This is a genomic window from Glaciihabitans arcticus (genome assembly GCF_004310685.1).
GTDB classification, from domain to species: Bacteria; Actinomycetota; Actinomycetes; order Actinomycetales; family Microbacteriaceae; genus Conyzicola; species Conyzicola arctica.
Genome location: NZ_SISG01000001.1, coordinates 43553 through 59848 on the forward strand (window position 1 = coordinate 43553; position 16296 = coordinate 59848).

The 16296-nt window shown below is 67.7% G+C and carries 12 protein-coding genes; 8 read left to right on the forward strand and 4 right to left on the reverse strand.

Annotated elements, in window-relative coordinates; translation table 11 throughout:
• From rfbA to EYE40_RS00240, 6 genes are read left to right on the forward strand one after another with little or no spacing between them, the layout of a single operon-like run.
• Positions 1-882, forward strand: coding sequence for a glucose-1-phosphate thymidylyltransferase RfbA (rfbA, locus tag EYE40_RS00215; protein ID WP_130980055.1), 882 nt, complete (start codon positions 1-3; stop codon positions 880-882).
• Positions 879-2240, forward strand: a complete 1362-nt coding sequence (locus EYE40_RS00220) for a glycosyltransferase family 4 protein (RefSeq protein ID WP_130980056.1) — start codon at positions 879-881, stop codon at positions 2238-2240. Before rfbA ends, EYE40_RS00220 begins: the two co-directional genes overlap by 4 nt.
• 16 nt (positions 2241-2256) lie before the next feature.
• Positions 2257-4074 carry an ABC transporter ATP-binding protein gene (locus EYE40_RS00225; protein ID WP_130980057.1) on the forward strand — a complete coding sequence of 606 codons (1818 nt, stop codon included), beginning with the start codon at positions 2257-2259 and terminating at the stop codon, positions 4072-4074.
• Positions 4071-5615, forward strand: coding sequence for a DUF2142 domain-containing protein (locus tag EYE40_RS00230; RefSeq protein WP_130980058.1), 1545 nt, complete (start codon positions 4071-4073; stop codon positions 5613-5615). The genes EYE40_RS00225 and EYE40_RS00230 overlap by 4 nt, the downstream gene beginning before the upstream one ends.
• Positions 5612-6799, forward strand: coding sequence for a glycosyltransferase (locus EYE40_RS00235; RefSeq protein ID WP_161972322.1), 1188 nt, complete (start codon positions 5612-5614; stop codon positions 6797-6799). The genes EYE40_RS00230 and EYE40_RS00235 overlap by 4 nt, the downstream gene beginning before the upstream one ends.
• Positions 6800-6856: 57 nt before the next feature.
• Positions 6857-8125, forward strand: coding sequence for a nucleotide sugar dehydrogenase (locus tag EYE40_RS00240; RefSeq protein ID WP_130980060.1), 1269 nt, complete (start codon positions 6857-6859; stop codon positions 8123-8125).
• Here the strand turns inward: EYE40_RS00240 and EYE40_RS00245 are convergent.
• On the reverse strand, positions 8122-9564 hold the full coding sequence (locus tag EYE40_RS00245; protein WP_130980061.1) for a hypothetical protein: 1443 nt from the start codon (positions 9562-9564) through the stop codon (positions 8122-8124). The two genes, EYE40_RS00240 and EYE40_RS00245, sit on opposite strands and share 4 nt — an antisense overlap.
• 98 nt (positions 9565-9662) lie before the next feature.
• On the opposite strand from EYE40_RS00245, the gene EYE40_RS00250 reads away from it, so the two are divergent.
• Positions 9663-10787: a glycosyltransferase family protein gene (locus tag EYE40_RS00250; protein WP_130980062.1), complete on the forward strand. Its 1125-nt coding sequence runs from the start codon at positions 9663-9665 to the stop codon at positions 10785-10787.
• A 7-nt stretch (positions 10788-10794) separates the two neighbouring features.
• On the opposite strand, the gene EYE40_RS00255 is transcribed toward EYE40_RS00250, so the two are convergent.
• A complete protein-coding gene (locus EYE40_RS00255; protein WP_130980063.1) occupies positions 10795-11877 on the reverse strand; it encodes a glycosyltransferase family 2 protein in 1083 nt (360 codons plus the stop codon).
• 78 nt (positions 11878-11955) lie between these two features.
• On the opposite strand from EYE40_RS00255, the gene EYE40_RS00260 reads away from it, so the two are divergent.
• Positions 11956-13071: a glycosyltransferase gene (locus EYE40_RS00260; RefSeq protein ID WP_130980064.1), complete on the forward strand. Its 1116-nt coding sequence runs from the start codon at positions 11956-11958 to the stop codon at positions 13069-13071.
• On the opposite strand, the gene EYE40_RS00265 is transcribed toward EYE40_RS00260, so the two are convergent.
• Positions 13068-14873 (reverse strand): ABC transporter ATP-binding protein, encoded by a 1806-nt coding sequence (locus EYE40_RS00265; protein WP_130980065.1) that lies wholly within the window; start codon positions 14871-14873, stop codon positions 13068-13070. The two genes, EYE40_RS00260 and EYE40_RS00265, sit on opposite strands and share 4 nt — an antisense overlap.
• Before the next feature lie 88 nt (positions 14874-14961).
• A complete protein-coding gene (locus EYE40_RS00270) occupies positions 14962-16263 on the reverse strand; it encodes a hypothetical protein (RefSeq protein WP_130980066.1) in 1302 nt (433 codons plus the stop codon).
• Positions 16264-16296: the final 33 nt, after the last annotated feature.

Consider the following 16296-nt stretch of genomic DNA (forward strand, 5'->3'; position numbering starts at 1 on the left):
ATGCGCGGAATCATCCTCGCCGGCGGATCCGGCACCCGGCTGTGGCCCATCACCAAGGGCATCTCGAAGCAGCTCATGCCGATCTACGACAAGCCGATGATCTACTACCCCCTGTCGACGCTGATGAGCGCGGGCATCAACGAGATTCTCATCATCACGACGCCCGACGACCAGCCGCAGTTCCAGCGCCTGCTCGGTGACGGCAGCCAGTTCGGCGTCACGCTGACCTATGCCGCGCAGCCCTCGCCCGACGGCCTCGCGCAGGCCTTCATCATCGGCGAGGAGTTCATCGGCGACGAGAAGGTCGCGCTCGTGCTCGGCGACAACATCTTCCACGGAGTCGGCCTCGGCTCCAACCTGCGCGCCCACAACGACATCGATGGCGCGCTGATCTTCGCGTACCACGTGGCCGAACCGCGCGCCTACGGCGTCGTGGAGTTCGACGCACACAACCGCGCCATCTCTATCGAGGAGAAGCCGACCCACCCGAAGAGCAACTTCGCGGTGCCCGGCCTCTACTTCTACGACAACTCGGTCGTCGAGATCGCCAAGGGCATCACCCCGAGCGCGCGCGGCGAGCTCGAGATCTCCACCGTCAACGAGCACTACCTCGACCGCCACAAGCTGCAGGTGCAGGTGCTCGACCGCGGCACCGCGTGGCTCGACACGGGAACCTTCGAGTCGATGGTGCAGGCCAGCGAGTTCGTGCGCGTGATCGAGGCCCGCCAGGGCTACAAGATCGGCTGTATCGAGGAGATCGCCTGGCGCGCCGGCTGGATCGACGACGCCCAGCTCGCCGAGATGGCCGGACCGCTCGAGAAGAGCGGGTACGGCGTGTACCTCAAGGCTCTGCTCAGCGACTCCTCGGCGGGCGGCGCATGAGCAGGGTCGTCATTCTCACCGGCGACCCGATCGGCAAGAAGATGGCGGGGCCGGCCATCCGGTCCTGGAACATGGCGACCGAGCTCGCCAAGGAGAACGAGGTGACCCTCGTCACCTCCACCAATCTCGAAGACGGCGTCGAGGCGCCCTTCGCCCTGCGCCAGGTGCGTCCGGGCGAGAACGACGCGTTCGGTGAGCTCGAGCGCTGGGCCGACGTCATCGTCTTCCAGGGGCACGGGATGTCCCAGTTCCCGGTCCTGCGCACGACCGACCGCATCGTGGTCGCCGATATCTACGACCCCATGCACCTGGAGATGCTCGAGCAGGGCCGCGAGCAGCCGCGTGCCACCTGGAACCTGCAGGTGACGAAGGCCCGCGACGCGCTCAACGAGCAGCTCGCGCTCGCCGACTTCTTCCTCTGCGCCTCGGAGCGCCAGCGCCTGTTCTACCTCGGGCACCTCGCCTCGCTCGGGCGCATCAACCCGGCCACCTACGAGAGCGACCCGCACCTCGCGCGCCTCATCGACGTCGTGCCCTTCGGGCTGTCGTCGACGAAGCCGGTGCACTCGAAGGACGTGCTGCGCGGCGTGCTGCCCGGCATCGGCGCGGATGACAGGGTGCTGATCTGGGGCGGCGGGCTGTACAGCTGGTTCGACCCGAAAACCCTGATCCGTGCCGTCGCGAATCTCGCGCAGCGACGCCCCGAGGTGAAGCTGTTCTTCCTCGGAACACGTCATCCCGGCGTCGCAGAGATGGGGATCGTCAAGGAGTCGTTCGATCTCGCCCGCGAGCTCGGTGCCCTCGACGCCTCGGTCTTCTTCAACGAGACCTGGGTGCAGTTCGCCGATCGCCACAACTTTCTGCTCGAGTCGGCGGCTGGTGTCAGCACCCACATGTCGCACGTCGAGACGACCTTCGCGTTCCGCACGCGCATCCTCGACTACCTGTGGGCGAACCTGCCGATGGTGGTCACCGAGGGCGACAGTTTCGCCGAGCTGATCGAGGCCGAGGGGCTGGGGCTCACGGTTCCGGCACAGGACGTCGCGGCGCTCGAGGCCGCCCTCGAGCGTGTGCTCTTCGACGAGGCCTTCGTGGCAGAGTCGCGCGCCAACGTCGAGCGCGTTCGCGAGCAGTTCACCTGGGAGCGCACGCTCGCCCCGCTCGTCGAGTTCGTGCGCACCGCGCAGCACGCCGCCGACTACACGGGGGACCGACGGGATCTGGCGCCGAAGGGCGCATCCTCTCGCAAGCCCTACGGGCTCGCGCACGACGTGCGGATGGCCTGGCACCACCTCGTCAACGCCGGGCCGGGCGCGGTTCTGAGCCGGGTTCGCGGTCGTCTCACGCGCAGGCGCTAGCGGATACTCTTATCTGATGTTTGCCGCCGCGCGTATCTCCCTGAGCTTCATGACGAAGCGGGAGCGCACCATCTACATCGCGCTGGTCGTCTCGCGCGCCCTGGTCGGTGTTCTGGATGTGTTCGGCATCCTCCTCGTCGGGCTCGTCGCGAGCCTCGGCGTGAGCCAGTTCGGCGGGGGCGGAGCCTCCTCGATGTTCGGCATCACGCTACCCGAGCTCGACGGCCAGGGCATGCTCTGGCTCGTGGTGTTCACGCTCGGGGTGTTCCTCATCAAGGCAGTCGTCGCGATAACGCTCTCCCGCGTGCTCACGAGCTTCATCGCCCGCATCGAGGGTCGCAACGCCAATCTGCTCGCCGACCACCTGCTGCGCGGATCCCTCGAGCGGGCCAAGCGCCTCTCGAAGGCCGAGTTCCAGTACGCGATCACCGAGTCGACCATGTGGTCGTTCACCGGTGTGCTCAACAACGTCGCCTCGATCGTGAGCGAGACCTTCCTGCTGCTCATCGTCGCCGTCGTGTTCTTCGTCGTCGATCCGATCGTGGCGGTCTTCGCGATCGTCTACTTCGCCGGCATCGTCATCGGCATGCAGGCCTTCATCGGCCGCATGCTCAAGCGCGCCGGCAACGACGCAGCGGCCGGCACGGTCGAGACCACGAACGCGGTGAGCGACACCCTCGACACCTTCCGCGAGATCTCGGTGCTCGCCAAGCAGGACCTCTTCCTCAGCCGCCTGCACACCTCCCGCATGCGCCTCGCGCACAGCGGATCCACGCTGCAGTTCCTCGGCGGCATGCCGCGCTACGTGGTCGAGACGGCGCTCATCCTCGGCGTGGTCGTCTTCGTCGGCCAGCAGCTGCTCACCGGTCAGCTCGCGACCGGGCTCGCGACACTCGGCATCTTCCTCGCCGGTGCCGTGCGCATCATCGGCTCGATCCTGCCGCTGCAGACCGCCGTCGCCGCCCTCAAGATCAATGTGGAACGGGCGCAACTCGCGCAGGGCCTGCTCGGTGAGGCACGGGATGCCCGCGCCGTCGCATCCGCACTGCCCGTCGTCGACACTCCCGTGCTCGAACCGAGCACTCCGCTCTCGGTGGTCATCACAAACGCCGACTACTCCTATGCGGGCGACGACCACACCACCCTGGGTGGAATCAGCCTCGAGATCCCGGCCGGACAGTACGCGGCGGTGATCGGACCCTCGGGCGCCGGCAAGACGACGCTCGTCGACGTGATTCTCGGACTCATCACCCCGCAGTCCGGCACCGTGCAGATCGGCGGCATCGAGCCCAACCTGCTGCGCACCGTCGCTCCCGGCGCGGTCTCGTATGTGCCGCAGAAGCCGGGCCTCGTCTCGGGCACCATCGCCGAGAACATCGCGCTCGGGGTTCCCGCCGATGAGATCGACCGCGATCTGCTGCTCAAGGCGGTCGACGCCGCCTACCTCGGGGAGTTCATCTCCTCGCTGCCGAACGGTCTCGAGACCTCGGTCGGCAAGCAGGCCGACGCGCTGAGCGGCGGCCAGATCCAGCGCATAGGGCTGGCCCGCGCGCTCTACGTGCAGCCGCGGCTGCTCATCCTCGACGAGGCGACGAGTGGACTCGACGCCGGCTCAGAGGCCTTCATCGGGGAGACCCTGAAGAAGCTGCACGGATCGGTCACCGTCATTGTGATCGCCCATCGCCTGTCGACGGTGCAGCACGCTGACGTCGTGCACGTCGTCGAGGCCGGTTCGATCGTCGCCTTCGGTGACTTCCCGACCGTGAAGAAGACCGTGCCGATGGTCGCCGAATATGTGAAGCTCATGTCGTTCGACGAGGAGCCGCCCGCATGACGATCCCGCTGCTCAAGCGCTACCCGCAGCTCGCGAGATTCCGGCTGATCTGGCTCGCACCGGTGTTCGCACTCGTCGCTCTGCTTGCCTGGGCGCTCGCCTCGCCCATGGGTGCCGGTCCCGATGACGACTACCACCTGGCGAGCACGTGGTGCGCGAACCCCGCGAACACGTCCGCGTGCCTGCCGGGGTCGGACTCGACGGAACGCATCGTTCCCGAGATCATCAACGAGGCGCCGTGCTACGCGGGAAAGCCGGAGACCAGCGCCGACTGTCAGGACGAGTACGGCTTCGACTCCACCCCGACCCTCGAGACCGATCGCGGCAACTTCATCGGCGAGTACCCGCCGGTTTTCTACGCATTCATGAGCCTCTTCGTCGGTCCGGACATCCTCGCCGCGATCATGGCCATGCGTATCGTGAACGTGCTGCTCTTCCTCGGCATCACCGTGACGCTCTACGCGCTGCTGCCGATCGAGCGGCGACCCACCCTCGTCTGGGGCTGGCTCATCACGACCATCCCGCTCGGCATCTTCCTCATCACCTCGAACAACCCGAGCTCGTGGGCGGTCATCGGGGTCGGATCGGCCTGGCTCGCACTGCTCGGCTGGTTCGAGACCCGCGGCAAGCGCCGCATCACCCTGGGCGCGCTGTTCGCAGTCTCCGTGCTGATGGCTGCCGGCGCGCGCGGCGACGCGGCGCTCTACTCGATCATCGGCATCGGCGCCGTGCTGCTGCTCCGCCTGTCGTGGACGAAGCGTTTCTGGCTCGACGCGATCCTGCCGATCGCCATGACGATCGTCGCGGCCGTGTTCTTCCTCACCTCGCGCCAGTCCTCGTCGGGAACGCAGGGCTTCGGCGGCGCCGGCATCACCCCCACTGATGCGGTCGGTGGCAGCGCGAGCGACTCGCTCGAGGGCTTCGGGCTGCTCGCCTACAACCTGCTCAACATCCCCAAGATCTGGGCGGGCGTGTTCGGCGACTGGGGTCTCGGCTGGCTCGACACCTCGATGCCCGCCGTGGTGCTCTTCGGCTCGGTCGCGGTCTTCGTCGCGATCGGATTCGGCGGCCTCTCGCGGCTCTCCCCGCGCAAGACGCTGGTCGTACTGCTGCTCGCCCTCACCGTGTGGGTGCTGCCCGCGTTCGTGCTCTACCAGGGCGGCGACGTTGTCGGAGAATCCGTGCAGCCGCGCTACATCCTTCCCCTGATCGTGCTGCTCGGCGGGCTGCTCATGCTCACCCGCGGCGCCCAGCGCATCGAGTTCACGCGGGCCCAGCTGGTGCTCGTCGGAACCACACTGGCGGTTGTCCAGTTCGTGGCGCTGCACATGAACCTCCGTCGGTATGTCACGGGAACCGACGGGGCGAGCGCCAACCTCGATGCCGGCATCGAGTGGTGGTGGGACATCCCGATCTCGCCGAACGGCGTCTGGATTCTCGGATCGCTCGCTTACGCGGCCCTCGTCTTCGTACTGCTGCGGGAGTTCTCGCGACGGTCGGCCCTCGAGCGCGAGCTCGCCACCCGGAGCTCCCTCGCGTGACCGACCTGAGCGGCCTGCACGTCGCCGTGGTGAGTCGCATCTACCTGCCCGAGCCTGCGGCCGCGTCCTTCCGCCTCGGGGCGCTCGCCCGCGCCCTGCGTGACGCGGGGGCCACGACGACGGTATTGACGACCGCGGTTCCGGCGGAGTACTCGACCGTGCTCCCCGGCCACGACGCAATCGACGTGCGGCGCTTCCCGGTGCTGCGCGACGCGATGGGGTACGTGCGCGGGTACGTGCAGTACATGAGCTTTGACATCCCCGCGATGTTCCGGGTGCTGTTCCGCCGGCACCTCGATGTCGTAGTCGTCGAGCCGCCACCCACGACCGGTTTCTTCATGCGCATCGCCTGCGCCATCCGCCGGGTGCCCTACGTCTACTACGCTGCGGACATCTGGTCGGATGCCGTCGAGTCCACCGATGCCCCGGCCGCCGTCGCGCGCGTTGTGCGCGTGCTCGAGCGCTGGGCCATCCGTGGGGCGGCGGAGGTCGTGTCGGCCTCGCCCGAGTTCACCGAGCGCATGCACGAGCTGTTCGGGGATGCCCGCATCACCACGATCGGCAACGGCGTCGATACGACGTCGTTCGGTCCGTCGGGAGCGCGCAAGGAGATCGGGGCGCCGTACCTGCTCTACGCCGGCACTGCCTCCGAAGTTCACGGCGCGGTCATCTTCATGGATGCCTTCGCGCGGGTGCTCGAGAGTGAGCCGCAGGCCCGACTCGTCTTCGTCGGCCAGGGAGCCGAGCGCGATGAGCTCGAGCGCCGCGCGGGGGAGCTGCCTGCAGGATCCGTGCATTTCGAACCACGGCTGTCCTCCGACGAGGTCAGCGCCTGGATCCGCGGGGCGCGGGCCACACTCGCGAGCGTGCGGCCCGAGGGCTACCACCGCGCCTTCCCGACCAAGATGTACGCCTCAGCCGCGTGCGGCACGCGCGTCGTCTACGCGGGGTCCGGCCCGGGCAGGGATTTCGCCGGAGCAAACGGCATGGGCTGGGCCGTCGACTACGAGGTCGATGCCGTCGCCGCCGCGATGCTCGAGGCGCTGCGCACGGACGCGACCGACGAGCAGCGCGAGGGCATTGCGCGGTGGGCCGTCGATACGGTTTCACTGGGCGCGGTCGCGGCGCGAGCCGTCACCGTCGTCGGGTCGGTGGCGCGGCGGCGCGAACGTCATCCCGACTAGTCTTTATAGGTTGGCCTGTGCCGCTGTAATCAACGAAAGAGTGATGGGTTCACGAACATGACTGAAAACAAGAAGCTCCTGGCTGTCATCGGCCAGGGGTACGTCGGACTCCCCGTCGCCATGCGGGCCGTCGAACAGGGCTACCGCGTCGTCGGCATCGACCTCGACACGCGTCGCATCGACAGCCTCAACGCCGGCGAGTCTTTCGTCGACGACATCTCGAACGAGCAGGTCGCCGCGGCTCTCGCCGCTGGCACCTACACGGCCACCACCGACTACTCCGCGGCCACCGGCTTCGACTACGCGGTCATCACCGTCCCCACGCCCCTGCGCGAGAGCATCCCCGACCTGAGCTTCATCGAGAGCTCGGGCGAGTCGCTTTCCGGTCTCCTGACGAAGGGCGCCACGGTCGTCCTCGAGTCGACCACCTACCCCGGCACGACCGAGGAGCTGCTCGTGCCAATCCTCGAGAAGGGTTCGGGCCTCGTTGCGGGCGTCGACTTCCATGTCGGGTACAGCCCCGAGCGCATCGACCCGGGCAACAAGACCTGGGGCTTCGTCGAGACCCCCAAGGTCGTCTCCGGAATCACCCCGGCCTCGCTCGAGTCGGTCAAGGGCTTCTACGACTCGCTCGTGAACACCACCGTTCCGGTGAGCACCCCGAAGGAGGCCGAGCTCACCAAGCTGCTCGAGAACACCTTCCGCCACGTCAACATCGCCTTGGTCAACGAGCTCGCGATCTTCGCGAACCAGCTCGGCGTCAACGTCTGGGAGTCGATCGAGGCCGCGAGCACCAAGCCCTTCGGCTTTATGAAGTTCACTCCCGGCCCCGGCGTCGGCGGTCACTGCCTCCCGGTCGACCCGAGCTACCTGTCCTGGCAGGTGCGTCGCAAGCTCGGCCAGAACTTCCGCTTCGTCGAGCTCGCCAACGACATCAATGACCACATGCCCAACTACGTCGCGCAGCGCCTCATGCTGCTGCTGAACGGTGAGGGCAAGGCCGTGCGCGGTTCACGCATCGCACTCGTCGGTCTCGCCTACAAGAAGAACTCGGGCGATATTCGCGAATCCCCGGCCCTCCGCCTCATCGAGATCCTCGAGGAGTTCGGCGCCGAGGTGCTGGCCGTCGACGATCACGTCGAGGCGCACCGCTGGCCGGCCGGCGTCGAGAAGGTCGACCTCACCGCTGAGATGCTGGCCGGAATCGACGCGGCCGTGCTCATCACCGATCACGACGAGTTCGAACTCGACCTGCTCAACGACACTGAGACCCTCGTGCTCGACACCCGCAACCGGTTGTCGCGCGAGAAGGTGGAGATGCTCTAACCGTTCGACACGGCGGCCTGTGCGAAGGCCCGGAACGCGGCAACGCCTCCGGTCTTCCACAGGTCGTTCCTGTCTGCCGCGACCGGTCGATGAGCGAGTACCGCTTCGACGGCCCGGCGAAGGCTCCCCGCATCGCTGATGCGGTCCCCGAAGAGGTCGCGGCTCGTGTAGAGGTCGGCGAGCGGTGAGTCGATGACGAAGGCGGGGCTGCCGAACGCGAGCGCCTCGAACAGCACTGTGCTCGAGTGTCCGAACACGGCACGGGATGTAGCGAGCGACTCGTACACGTCGAGACTCATGTCGATCTCCACTCGCGGCTGCCCGACGAGGCCCGGGTAGATCGCCTCGACTGTTGCCCGCTCCGAGGGATGGGGTCGGAATCGCACGACCCACTCGGCGGGCAGGGCGTCCCGAAGCTCGAGGGTGCTCGCCGTCATCGCGTCCGGTGTTCGTGTGCTCGAGGCCACGAGCGCGACTCGCGGCCGCGACTCCCACGGCTCGGCCCGCGCTGCGAGGGTGTCGAGGTGCGGCTTGCCGATGGCGACCGTCGTGGAGGGGGTGTTGATCGACCGCGACCAGTAGTCGCCGAAGGTGAGCAGAGTGTCGGGCAGGTAGGCGAAGAGTTCGGGCGTGCGCATGGCGGCGCCGAAGTTGTAGGCACCGTGCGAGCTGCCGATCCAGCCGTGCTGCAGCTCGGCGACGGGAATGCCGCGTTCTTTCGCCAGCCGCACCTGGATGGCGCGCGCGCCCCCGTACGAGGCGCCGTCCATGACGATGAGGCGTGGCGCGGCGTCATCCAGCACCCGCTCGTACCGGCCGCGCATAAAGGCGACCCGCGCCTGGTGGCGCAGGACCTTTTTCAGCGCGGACCGGATGGAGCCCTCGCCGACCTCGAAGTCGAGTTCGGCGTACACGGCCCGCACGAAGTCGGTGGTGGCGGCGATTTTCGCGGCACTCAGCGGACGGAGGCGGGCATTGATGTCGCTCGCGAGTTCCGCATCGTGGAAGGAGTAGGTGTGCGGCAGGGTCGGGCGCTCGGCGTCGGGGGTGGTGCGGTCGAGCAGGCGGTACTGCAGCACCGCGGCGTCACCGGCGAAGTCTTCGGCGAAGTCGTCGGTGAGCCAGTTGCGGTGCCCTCCGGGGACTGTGGCCTGGGTGCGCCCGGCCACGACGAACAGCAGTGGCGAGGGGCGAGGGAGCCGTGACGGGGAGAACGGATTCGGCAGCAATTGGTTCGCGAGCTTGCCGAGCCGGGCGCCCATGCTGACCGGGTTGGCGATTGCGACCTGGCCGAGCTCGATCTCTGCCATCGACTGGGTGAGCGGCCAGCGCAGGTACGGCCACGCGTGCACGTCGCTGCCGTCGAAGAGCTCGAACAGCACGGCGGGGGAGCGATCCTCGAGCTCGACCAGTGCCCGTGTTCCTGCTGCAGAATCCACCGTCGACGCACCTTCCGAGAAACCGGCTCGCGCGGAACCGCCGAGTTCCCCCAGTCTAAACTTGGGGCGTACATCCGCCCCACACGTGAAGAGCCACCATGAGTTCGCGCCCCAGCCTGCTGATCATCTCCTTCTCTACCCTGATCTCCGACCCCCGGGTGACGAAGCAGATCGAGATCTTCAAGGACCGATACGACCTCTACACCTGTGGCATGGGGCCCGCACCGGAGGGGGTCAAGCACCACTACGAGATTCCGTTCGGCACCCGCGACTGGGTGCTCGACCGCTTCGCCATGGTGACCCGTCAGTACCACCGCGCCTATTGGGACCTTCCCGCCGTGAAGCTCGCCCAGGAGCTGCTGCCCGTCGATCACTTCGACGCCGTCTTCGCGAACGACATCGCCTCAGTGCCGGTCGCCCTCTCGCTCAAGGCGAAGAAGGGCACGCACGCCGACCTGCACGAGTACTTCCCGGAGCTGAAGAACAACGACCTGCAGTGGCGTCTCTTCGTCTCGCCCTACATGAAGTGGCTCTGCGCCACCTACCTGCCGCAGGCAACGTCACGCACGGCGGGCTCGGCAGGCTTCGCGCGCCGCTATACCGAGGACCTCGGCATCCCGTTCGGCGTCGTCACCAACGCCGCACCCTTTGCCGACCGCGAGCCCACCTCGGTCGGCGATCCGATCCGCATGATCTGCACGACCGCGGGCGCGCGTGCCCGCAAGATCGAGATCATTATCGAGGCGATGCGCGGCGTGACCTCGAACGTGGTGCTCGATCTCATCGTGATGCCGAACGAGCCCGACTATGTCGCGAGCCTCAAGGAGCTCGGAGCGGGTGTACCGGGTGTCTCCTTCCGCGACCCGGTGGACTACGACCGCCTTGTCGACACGGTCGCCGAGTACGACGTCGCGCTGTCGTTCATCCCGCCGACCAACGCGAGCAAGGCGCTCGCCCTGCCCAACAAATTCTTTGAGGGCGTGCAGGCGCGCGTCGGCGTGATCATCGGCCCCGGGCCCGAGATGACCCCCCTGCTCGAGAAGTACGACCTCGGCGAGAGCTCGGCCGACTACTCGGTCGAGGCACTGCGGGCGACCCTCAACGGCCTGAATGCGGAGAAGGTAGAGCGCTGGAAGCAGTCAGCCCACCGCGCGGCACCCGAGCTCTCCTCCGAGGAGCAGGTCAAAGTGTGGTTCGCCGCTGTGCAGGCGATCCTCGGCTGACGCCCGGTCAGTGCAGGAGCGACGCTGCCATGAACCGCAGGGGAGCGTCGGGCAGCAGCATCCCGCGCAGATCGCGCGTGAGCACCGTCGTCGGGTGGCCGAACGCCCGGCGAGCGCGCGCGAGTTCGGTCAGTCGATCGAGGGATGTCCCGGGCTCGAGCACCGCGTCGATCGCCCGCAGGTCGGCGATCGACAGCGAGCGTTCGTAGCCCGGAGCCGAGCGCGCCGCGAGCTCGAGGAAGGCGGCGGAATCCCGCTGCGTCTCAGTCGTCCAGGTTCCGGTGTCGAGGCGTTTCGCGAGCGCTCCGAAGAACAGGATGCGCACCGACTTCACGACGATCGCCCGTCGAACTCGCAGCGACTGGCGCAAAAACCACTCGTGAGCGAACATGTCGTGCGTGGCCTTCAGCTCGCTCGCGACGGGATGGGTCTGCGTGGTGACGCGCGTCTGGGCGTCACCGCCGACGATGTAGCCGGGGCCGCCCCGGGCGAAGCGCACACGAGGGCTGTCGAACCACAGGGTGAGACCGAAGATCTGGTCGGAGCCGTTGCGCAATCCACCGGCGAAACGCAGTCCGAGCCGCTCGACCGTCGATCGGCGCAGCAGGCCCAGCGGTGCTGTGCGGTAGCTGAGGCGATCGCGGATCGGATCCAGGTCGCCCGAGTGCAGCCGCCGCACGACGGGGGTGCGGATGACCCGGCCGTCGTCGTGGCGCTCCGGCGGGATCACAGCGTCGAGGTTGTGGGCCTCCGCACGGTCGACCCAGTCGCGCAGCGCTCCCGGGTCGTAGGAGTCGTCTGAGTCGAGGAACGCGATGTAGGTGCCGTCGGTCTGGTCGAGGGCGAGGTTCTTGGGGCCGGCGGGGCTGGGGAGTCCGTCGGGATGCTCGAGGAAGCGGGCGACATCCCGCAGCTCGGCGGGCAACGCCGCGCGGATCTCGTCGGCGCTAATGTTGTGGCAGACCACCGTGATGCGCAGTTCGCTGCCGAGTTCCAGACCCGAGACGAGCAACGAGGCGAGAGCCCGGTCGAGGGGGCGGGTGGCGTCGTGCACCGGCAGGATGGCATCGACGAGAACGGGGGTTGTCACCGTGCCACGCTACCAGCCGGGCTGCCGGCGCTTGGCTAGGCTGTGGAGGGGCTCCGGCGCCCCGATGGAGACGAGAACATGCGCATTGCACTGACGACCAACGTGCTACTGGTTCCGCCCACCTACTTCGCCGTGAACCACGCCCTGCGGCTCGCCGATCGGCACGAGTTCGAGATGTTCGCCCTCCTCGCCGATGTGCGGGATGCCGCGATCACTATCCCCGTGCACGATTACGCTGCCGGCCGCGGGCTCCCACGCCAGCGGCGCATGTTCTTCGCACCGTTCGCCGGACCGGCGATGCGTCGCGGGATCGAGCGGTTCGGCGCGGACGTCATCCACCAGCACTTCGCGACCTGGTCGGGGCCGGCGATCGCGGCCTCGCGTCACGGCGGCACGCCCCTGCTCACCACCCTGCACGGCTACGACGTGCGGGTGCTCGCGCACGCGGGCGGCGGGCCGATGAACGCGTGGCACAGGCGCAACGTTCGCGCGATGCAGGCGGCCAGCACCCGGGTTCTCGCGGTGAGCCGCTACCTCGCCGACGAGGCGATCGCCGTGGGGTTCGACCCGGCCAGGCTGCAGGTCCACTACCAGGGCATCGACACCGACTACTTCACGCCCGGTGGTTCGGCGCCGAGCGGCTCACCCCTCATCAGTTTCGTCGGCGCGCTCAACGAGCAGAAGGGCCCCCGCGACCTCGTTGCCGCTTCCCTCGCGGTGGTCGGCCGGTTCGAGCACCGCCTGCGGCTCATCGGAAGCGGGCCGCTCGAAGCCGAGCTGCGCGCGCTCGCTGCGGATCATCCCCACATCGAGGTGCTCGGCGGCGTTCCGCGCGAGACCGTGCGCGCGACGCTGCGGGAGTCGCTCACGATGGTGCTGCCGACCCAGGCGCACAACGGTGGACGCGAGGCGGCCGGGCTCGTGCTGCTCGAGGCGCAGGCCTGCGGCACCCCCGTGATCGCCTACAACAGCGGGGGCGTTTCCGAGATGCTGGTCGACGGCGTCACCGGCGAGCTCGTTCCGGAATCGAGCGTGGACGGGCTGACGTCGGCCGTCGCCGCGATGCTCGCCCTTTCCGCGCCAGAGCGCGCTACTCTGGGCGTCGCCGCCCGCGATTTCGTGGTGCGGGAGCGCAGCCTGGCGCTCAGCTGCGCAGAACTCGAGCAGCACTACACGGAGCTGGTCGGGCTCTAGAAGATCGGGTCGCCGCCGCGCTCGGCGAGACCGGCAAGGGTGGCCTGGATGGCGAATTCGGGCATGGATGCCACGAGCTCATCGAACTTGCCGTGAGCCGCAACCCGTCCCCCCGACATAAAGAAGATGTCGTCGGAGTGCTGGATCGTCGCGAGCCGGTGCGCCACGGTGATGATGGTCATCTTGCCGCGGAGTGCGCGGATGGCGTCCGTCACCGCGGCCTCGGTGGCCGTGTCCAGGGCGCTGGTCGCCTCGTCCATCACGAGCACGAGCGGCTCGGCGTAGAGGGCGCGCGCAATGCCGAGGCGCTGGCGCTGGCCGCCGGACAGCGCGAGTCCGCGCTCGCCGATGGTGCCGTGGATGCCGTCAGGGCGGGCCTCGACGATGTCGAGCATCTGCGCCTGCGCGAGGGCGGACCGCACGCGGTCGTCGTCGATCTCGCCCGACCAGCTCAGCGCCACGTTCTCGGCGATAGTGGCATCGAACAGCGAGACGTCCTGGGGAACGTAGCCGACCTGCGAACGCCACGAGGTGGTGAGTTCGGTGAGCGATGTGCCGTCGATCGCGATGCGACCCTCGGTGGGCTCGATCAGGCCGAGGATGAGGTCGATGATCGTCGACTTGCCCGCACCGGACGCACCGACGAAGGCGACACTCGAGCCGAAGGGGATGGACGCGGAGACCGAGGTCACCGCATCCGGCGCGTCGGGCGCGTAGCGGAACGTGACGTCCTCGAAATCGAGGCTCTTCGGGTTCGGCGGAACCGGAAGCGACGTGCGGTTGGCCAGGTGCTCGATCGACTTCTCCGACCGGCGGATCTCGTTCAGTACGGCCTTGGCGTGGGGCATGTTCGACGTCACCTGGGAAACCACGGCCTGGAAACGCACGACCGACGGTGCCATCCTGAATCCGGCGAGGCCGAACAGGGCGACGGCGGTGATTGCTCCGGCGGCATCGCCCGTGCTCAGGTAACCGGCGACACCGACGAGCACAAAGCCGCCGATGATCCCGGACTCCAGCACGTAGCGGGGAACCTGGCCGAGGAACTGGATGTTCGAGCGGGCGCGCGTCGAGTGGAAACGGTTCGCCTTGACGATCTCGGCGACTTCGCCGGCCTTGTTGCGCAGCGTCACCTCCTTGAGGGCACCGATCATCTCGGTGATCATGCGCGACGTCTTGAGCGTGTACTGCAGGTTGATGCGGCCGGCCTGGCGCGAACGCTTGGTCACCCAGAAGAACAGGATGGCGCCGAGGGCACCCAGGTAGGCGAGGGAGATCACCGCAACGAGAGGCTGTACAACGGCGAGCACGATCACGATGGTGAGGAAGCTCAGCACTTCACCGAACAGCGTCGAACCGGGAAGGATGAATCCGGAGACGGTGACGCCGACGCTGCCGTCGGCAAGACGCACGATGTCCGACGAGTTGCGCTTCAGGCGCTCGACCCACGGGGAGACGACGTAGCTGCCGAAGAGGCGTGATCCGATTGCCAGCTCGTACTTCGCGAAGCGGCGGGTGGCACGCCAGAGCAGGGCGACCGCGAGCACGCCCTTGAGCACGATGAGAACACACGCGAGGCCGAGCATCAGCAGCAGGCCGAGCTCGCTGAGCTGACCGATGATCGGGAGGGTCAGCGTTGTGCCGGAGATGATCGGGGTGATGACGAGGGCAAGCAGGCCGAGGGCGAGGGCGTCGAGCATGGAGAGCAGGCCGAGCGTGACCGAGTAGCCGGCGAGGAATCGCTGAGCGCCCGCGGGGAGCACGGTCAGCAGTTCTCGGTAGAGCGCCCAGGTTGACTTCATCGCATTATCTCCAGTGCTGGGCCGTAGGAAACCCTCCGGGAGTCTACCCGCTCCTCCCTGACCACCCCCTCGGGGCGACCTCGTGCGCTCAGCGCTGGGGGGCGCCGAAATGCTCGTCGAGAATGCGCAGGTACTCGAGGTCGCTGAGCCGCACGACCTCCGTGAGCTGCTGGTCGCCGGTGATTGCGCCCGAGGTCACCAGGTTGGCGACGAATGCGCGGTTCTCGAGCGGATTGTGGTTGGCGAGCGAGCGCGTCATCTCATACCGGTGCAGCCCGTTCACCGAGCCGGGAGCGTACGGCTCCTTGGAGGCGTAGAAGTTGGTCCCGACCACGTGAAGCGACACGTCGCCCGCCTCGAGGATGTCGAATGCGGCGACGGGGACCATGTTCGGTGAACCGTGGAAGAACAGCAGCCGATAATCGTTGTCCGTCACGCGCATGTTCGCGAGCGGTGCGGCGAGTGACGGCGGGCGTCCCTTGACCACGAAGTGGACGAAGCTGCCGAAGCGATGCTCGAGCTCTGCGGCATCGTAGGTGGCGAAGGTCTTGTACCAGCCGGTGGCGCTGTAGAGGATCTCGCGACCAGGAGGAGGCACGACCGCGGGCAGGTGAAGCGACGGCCCGCGAAGGATCCGCACTACGTAGTCGAACGCGGTGAGGTCGGAGTAGTCGATCTCGGTGGGCGCGGGGCCGACCATCACGAGCTTCTTGCCGGCGAGGTCGGATCTCCAGCGGTCCGATCCGGGTCGGACGGGAGACGGCCCGAAGACGTCGGGTGCCCAGACGGACATGTACCGGCCGATGGCCCGATGCAGCCGCAGTGTTGATGCCGCGGTGGGAGAGGCACCCTCGAGGGGAGCCCAGCGCTCTATGGCGAGGTCGCGGTCCTGCCGGTGCAGGGCGACGAGAACCGACTTCAGCCGATTGCGCAGGTCGGGTCGCATTCGCGCGTCCCTGTCGACCCGGTCGTAGGCGAGCTCGGTGAATCCGTACGAGGCCTCGAAGAGCCCGATGGCACTGGTCGCACGGGCAAGCGCGAAGTACTTGTTGGCGCTCTGTCGGCGCGGCGTCAGCCCGGCGATGATCTCGAGCAACTCCGTCGTCGCGGGACCGTGCTCGACAGCGCTCGCACTGCGGGCTGCGAGCAGGCGAATGGCACGGTCTTTCCAGCGCGGCGTGTACAGCGCCTCATCGCGGGTCACGAGATTGGCGCGGAGGAGGGACAGCATCGTCTCCTCGCCGCGGGAGAGGTCGACCGCCGACGGGTGCTTGAGCTTGAGGCGACCGTCATCCCGAAGAATTGCGCCGACGGAGTGCAACAGCTGGAATGGCTCGAGCGGCGACGATGCCCGGCGCTGGGGAGCGGTGGTGACGGGTCGGGAGTTCATCCGGATCCTCCGAGTCGAAAACACCAATCATAG

Excerpts from the sequence above, each read along its gene's own strand:
- rfbA (WP_130980055.1), top strand. The coding sequence starts at position 1 with ATGCGCGGAATCATCCTCGCCGGCGGATCCGGCACCCGGCTGTGGCCC.
- EYE40_RS00220 (WP_130980056.1), top strand. The coding sequence starts at position 879 with ATGAGCAGGGTCGTCATTCTCACCGGCGACCCGATCGGCAAGAAGATG.
- EYE40_RS00225 (WP_130980057.1), top strand. The coding sequence starts at position 2,257 with ATGTTTGCCGCCGCGCGTATCTCCCTGAGCTTCATGACGAAGCGGGAG.
- EYE40_RS00230 (WP_130980058.1), top strand. The coding sequence starts at position 4,071 with ATGACGATCCCGCTGCTCAAGCGCTACCCGCAGCTCGCGAGATTCCGG.
- EYE40_RS00240 (WP_130980060.1), top strand. The coding sequence starts at position 6,857 with ATGACTGAAAACAAGAAGCTCCTGGCTGTCATCGGCCAGGGGTACGTC.
- EYE40_RS00250 (WP_130980062.1), top strand. The coding sequence starts at position 9,663 with ATGAGTTCGCGCCCCAGCCTGCTGATCATCTCCTTCTCTACCCTGATC.
- EYE40_RS00260 (WP_130980064.1), top strand. The coding sequence starts at position 11,956 with ATGCGCATTGCACTGACGACCAACGTGCTACTGGTTCCGCCCACCTAC.
- EYE40_RS00265 (WP_130980065.1), bottom strand. The coding sequence starts at position 14,873 with ATGAAGTCAACCTGGGCGCTCTACCGAGAACTGCTGACCGTGCTCCCC.
- EYE40_RS00270 (WP_130980066.1), bottom strand. The coding sequence starts at position 16,263 with ATGAACTCCCGACCCGTCACCACCGCTCCCCAGCGCCGGGCATCGTCG.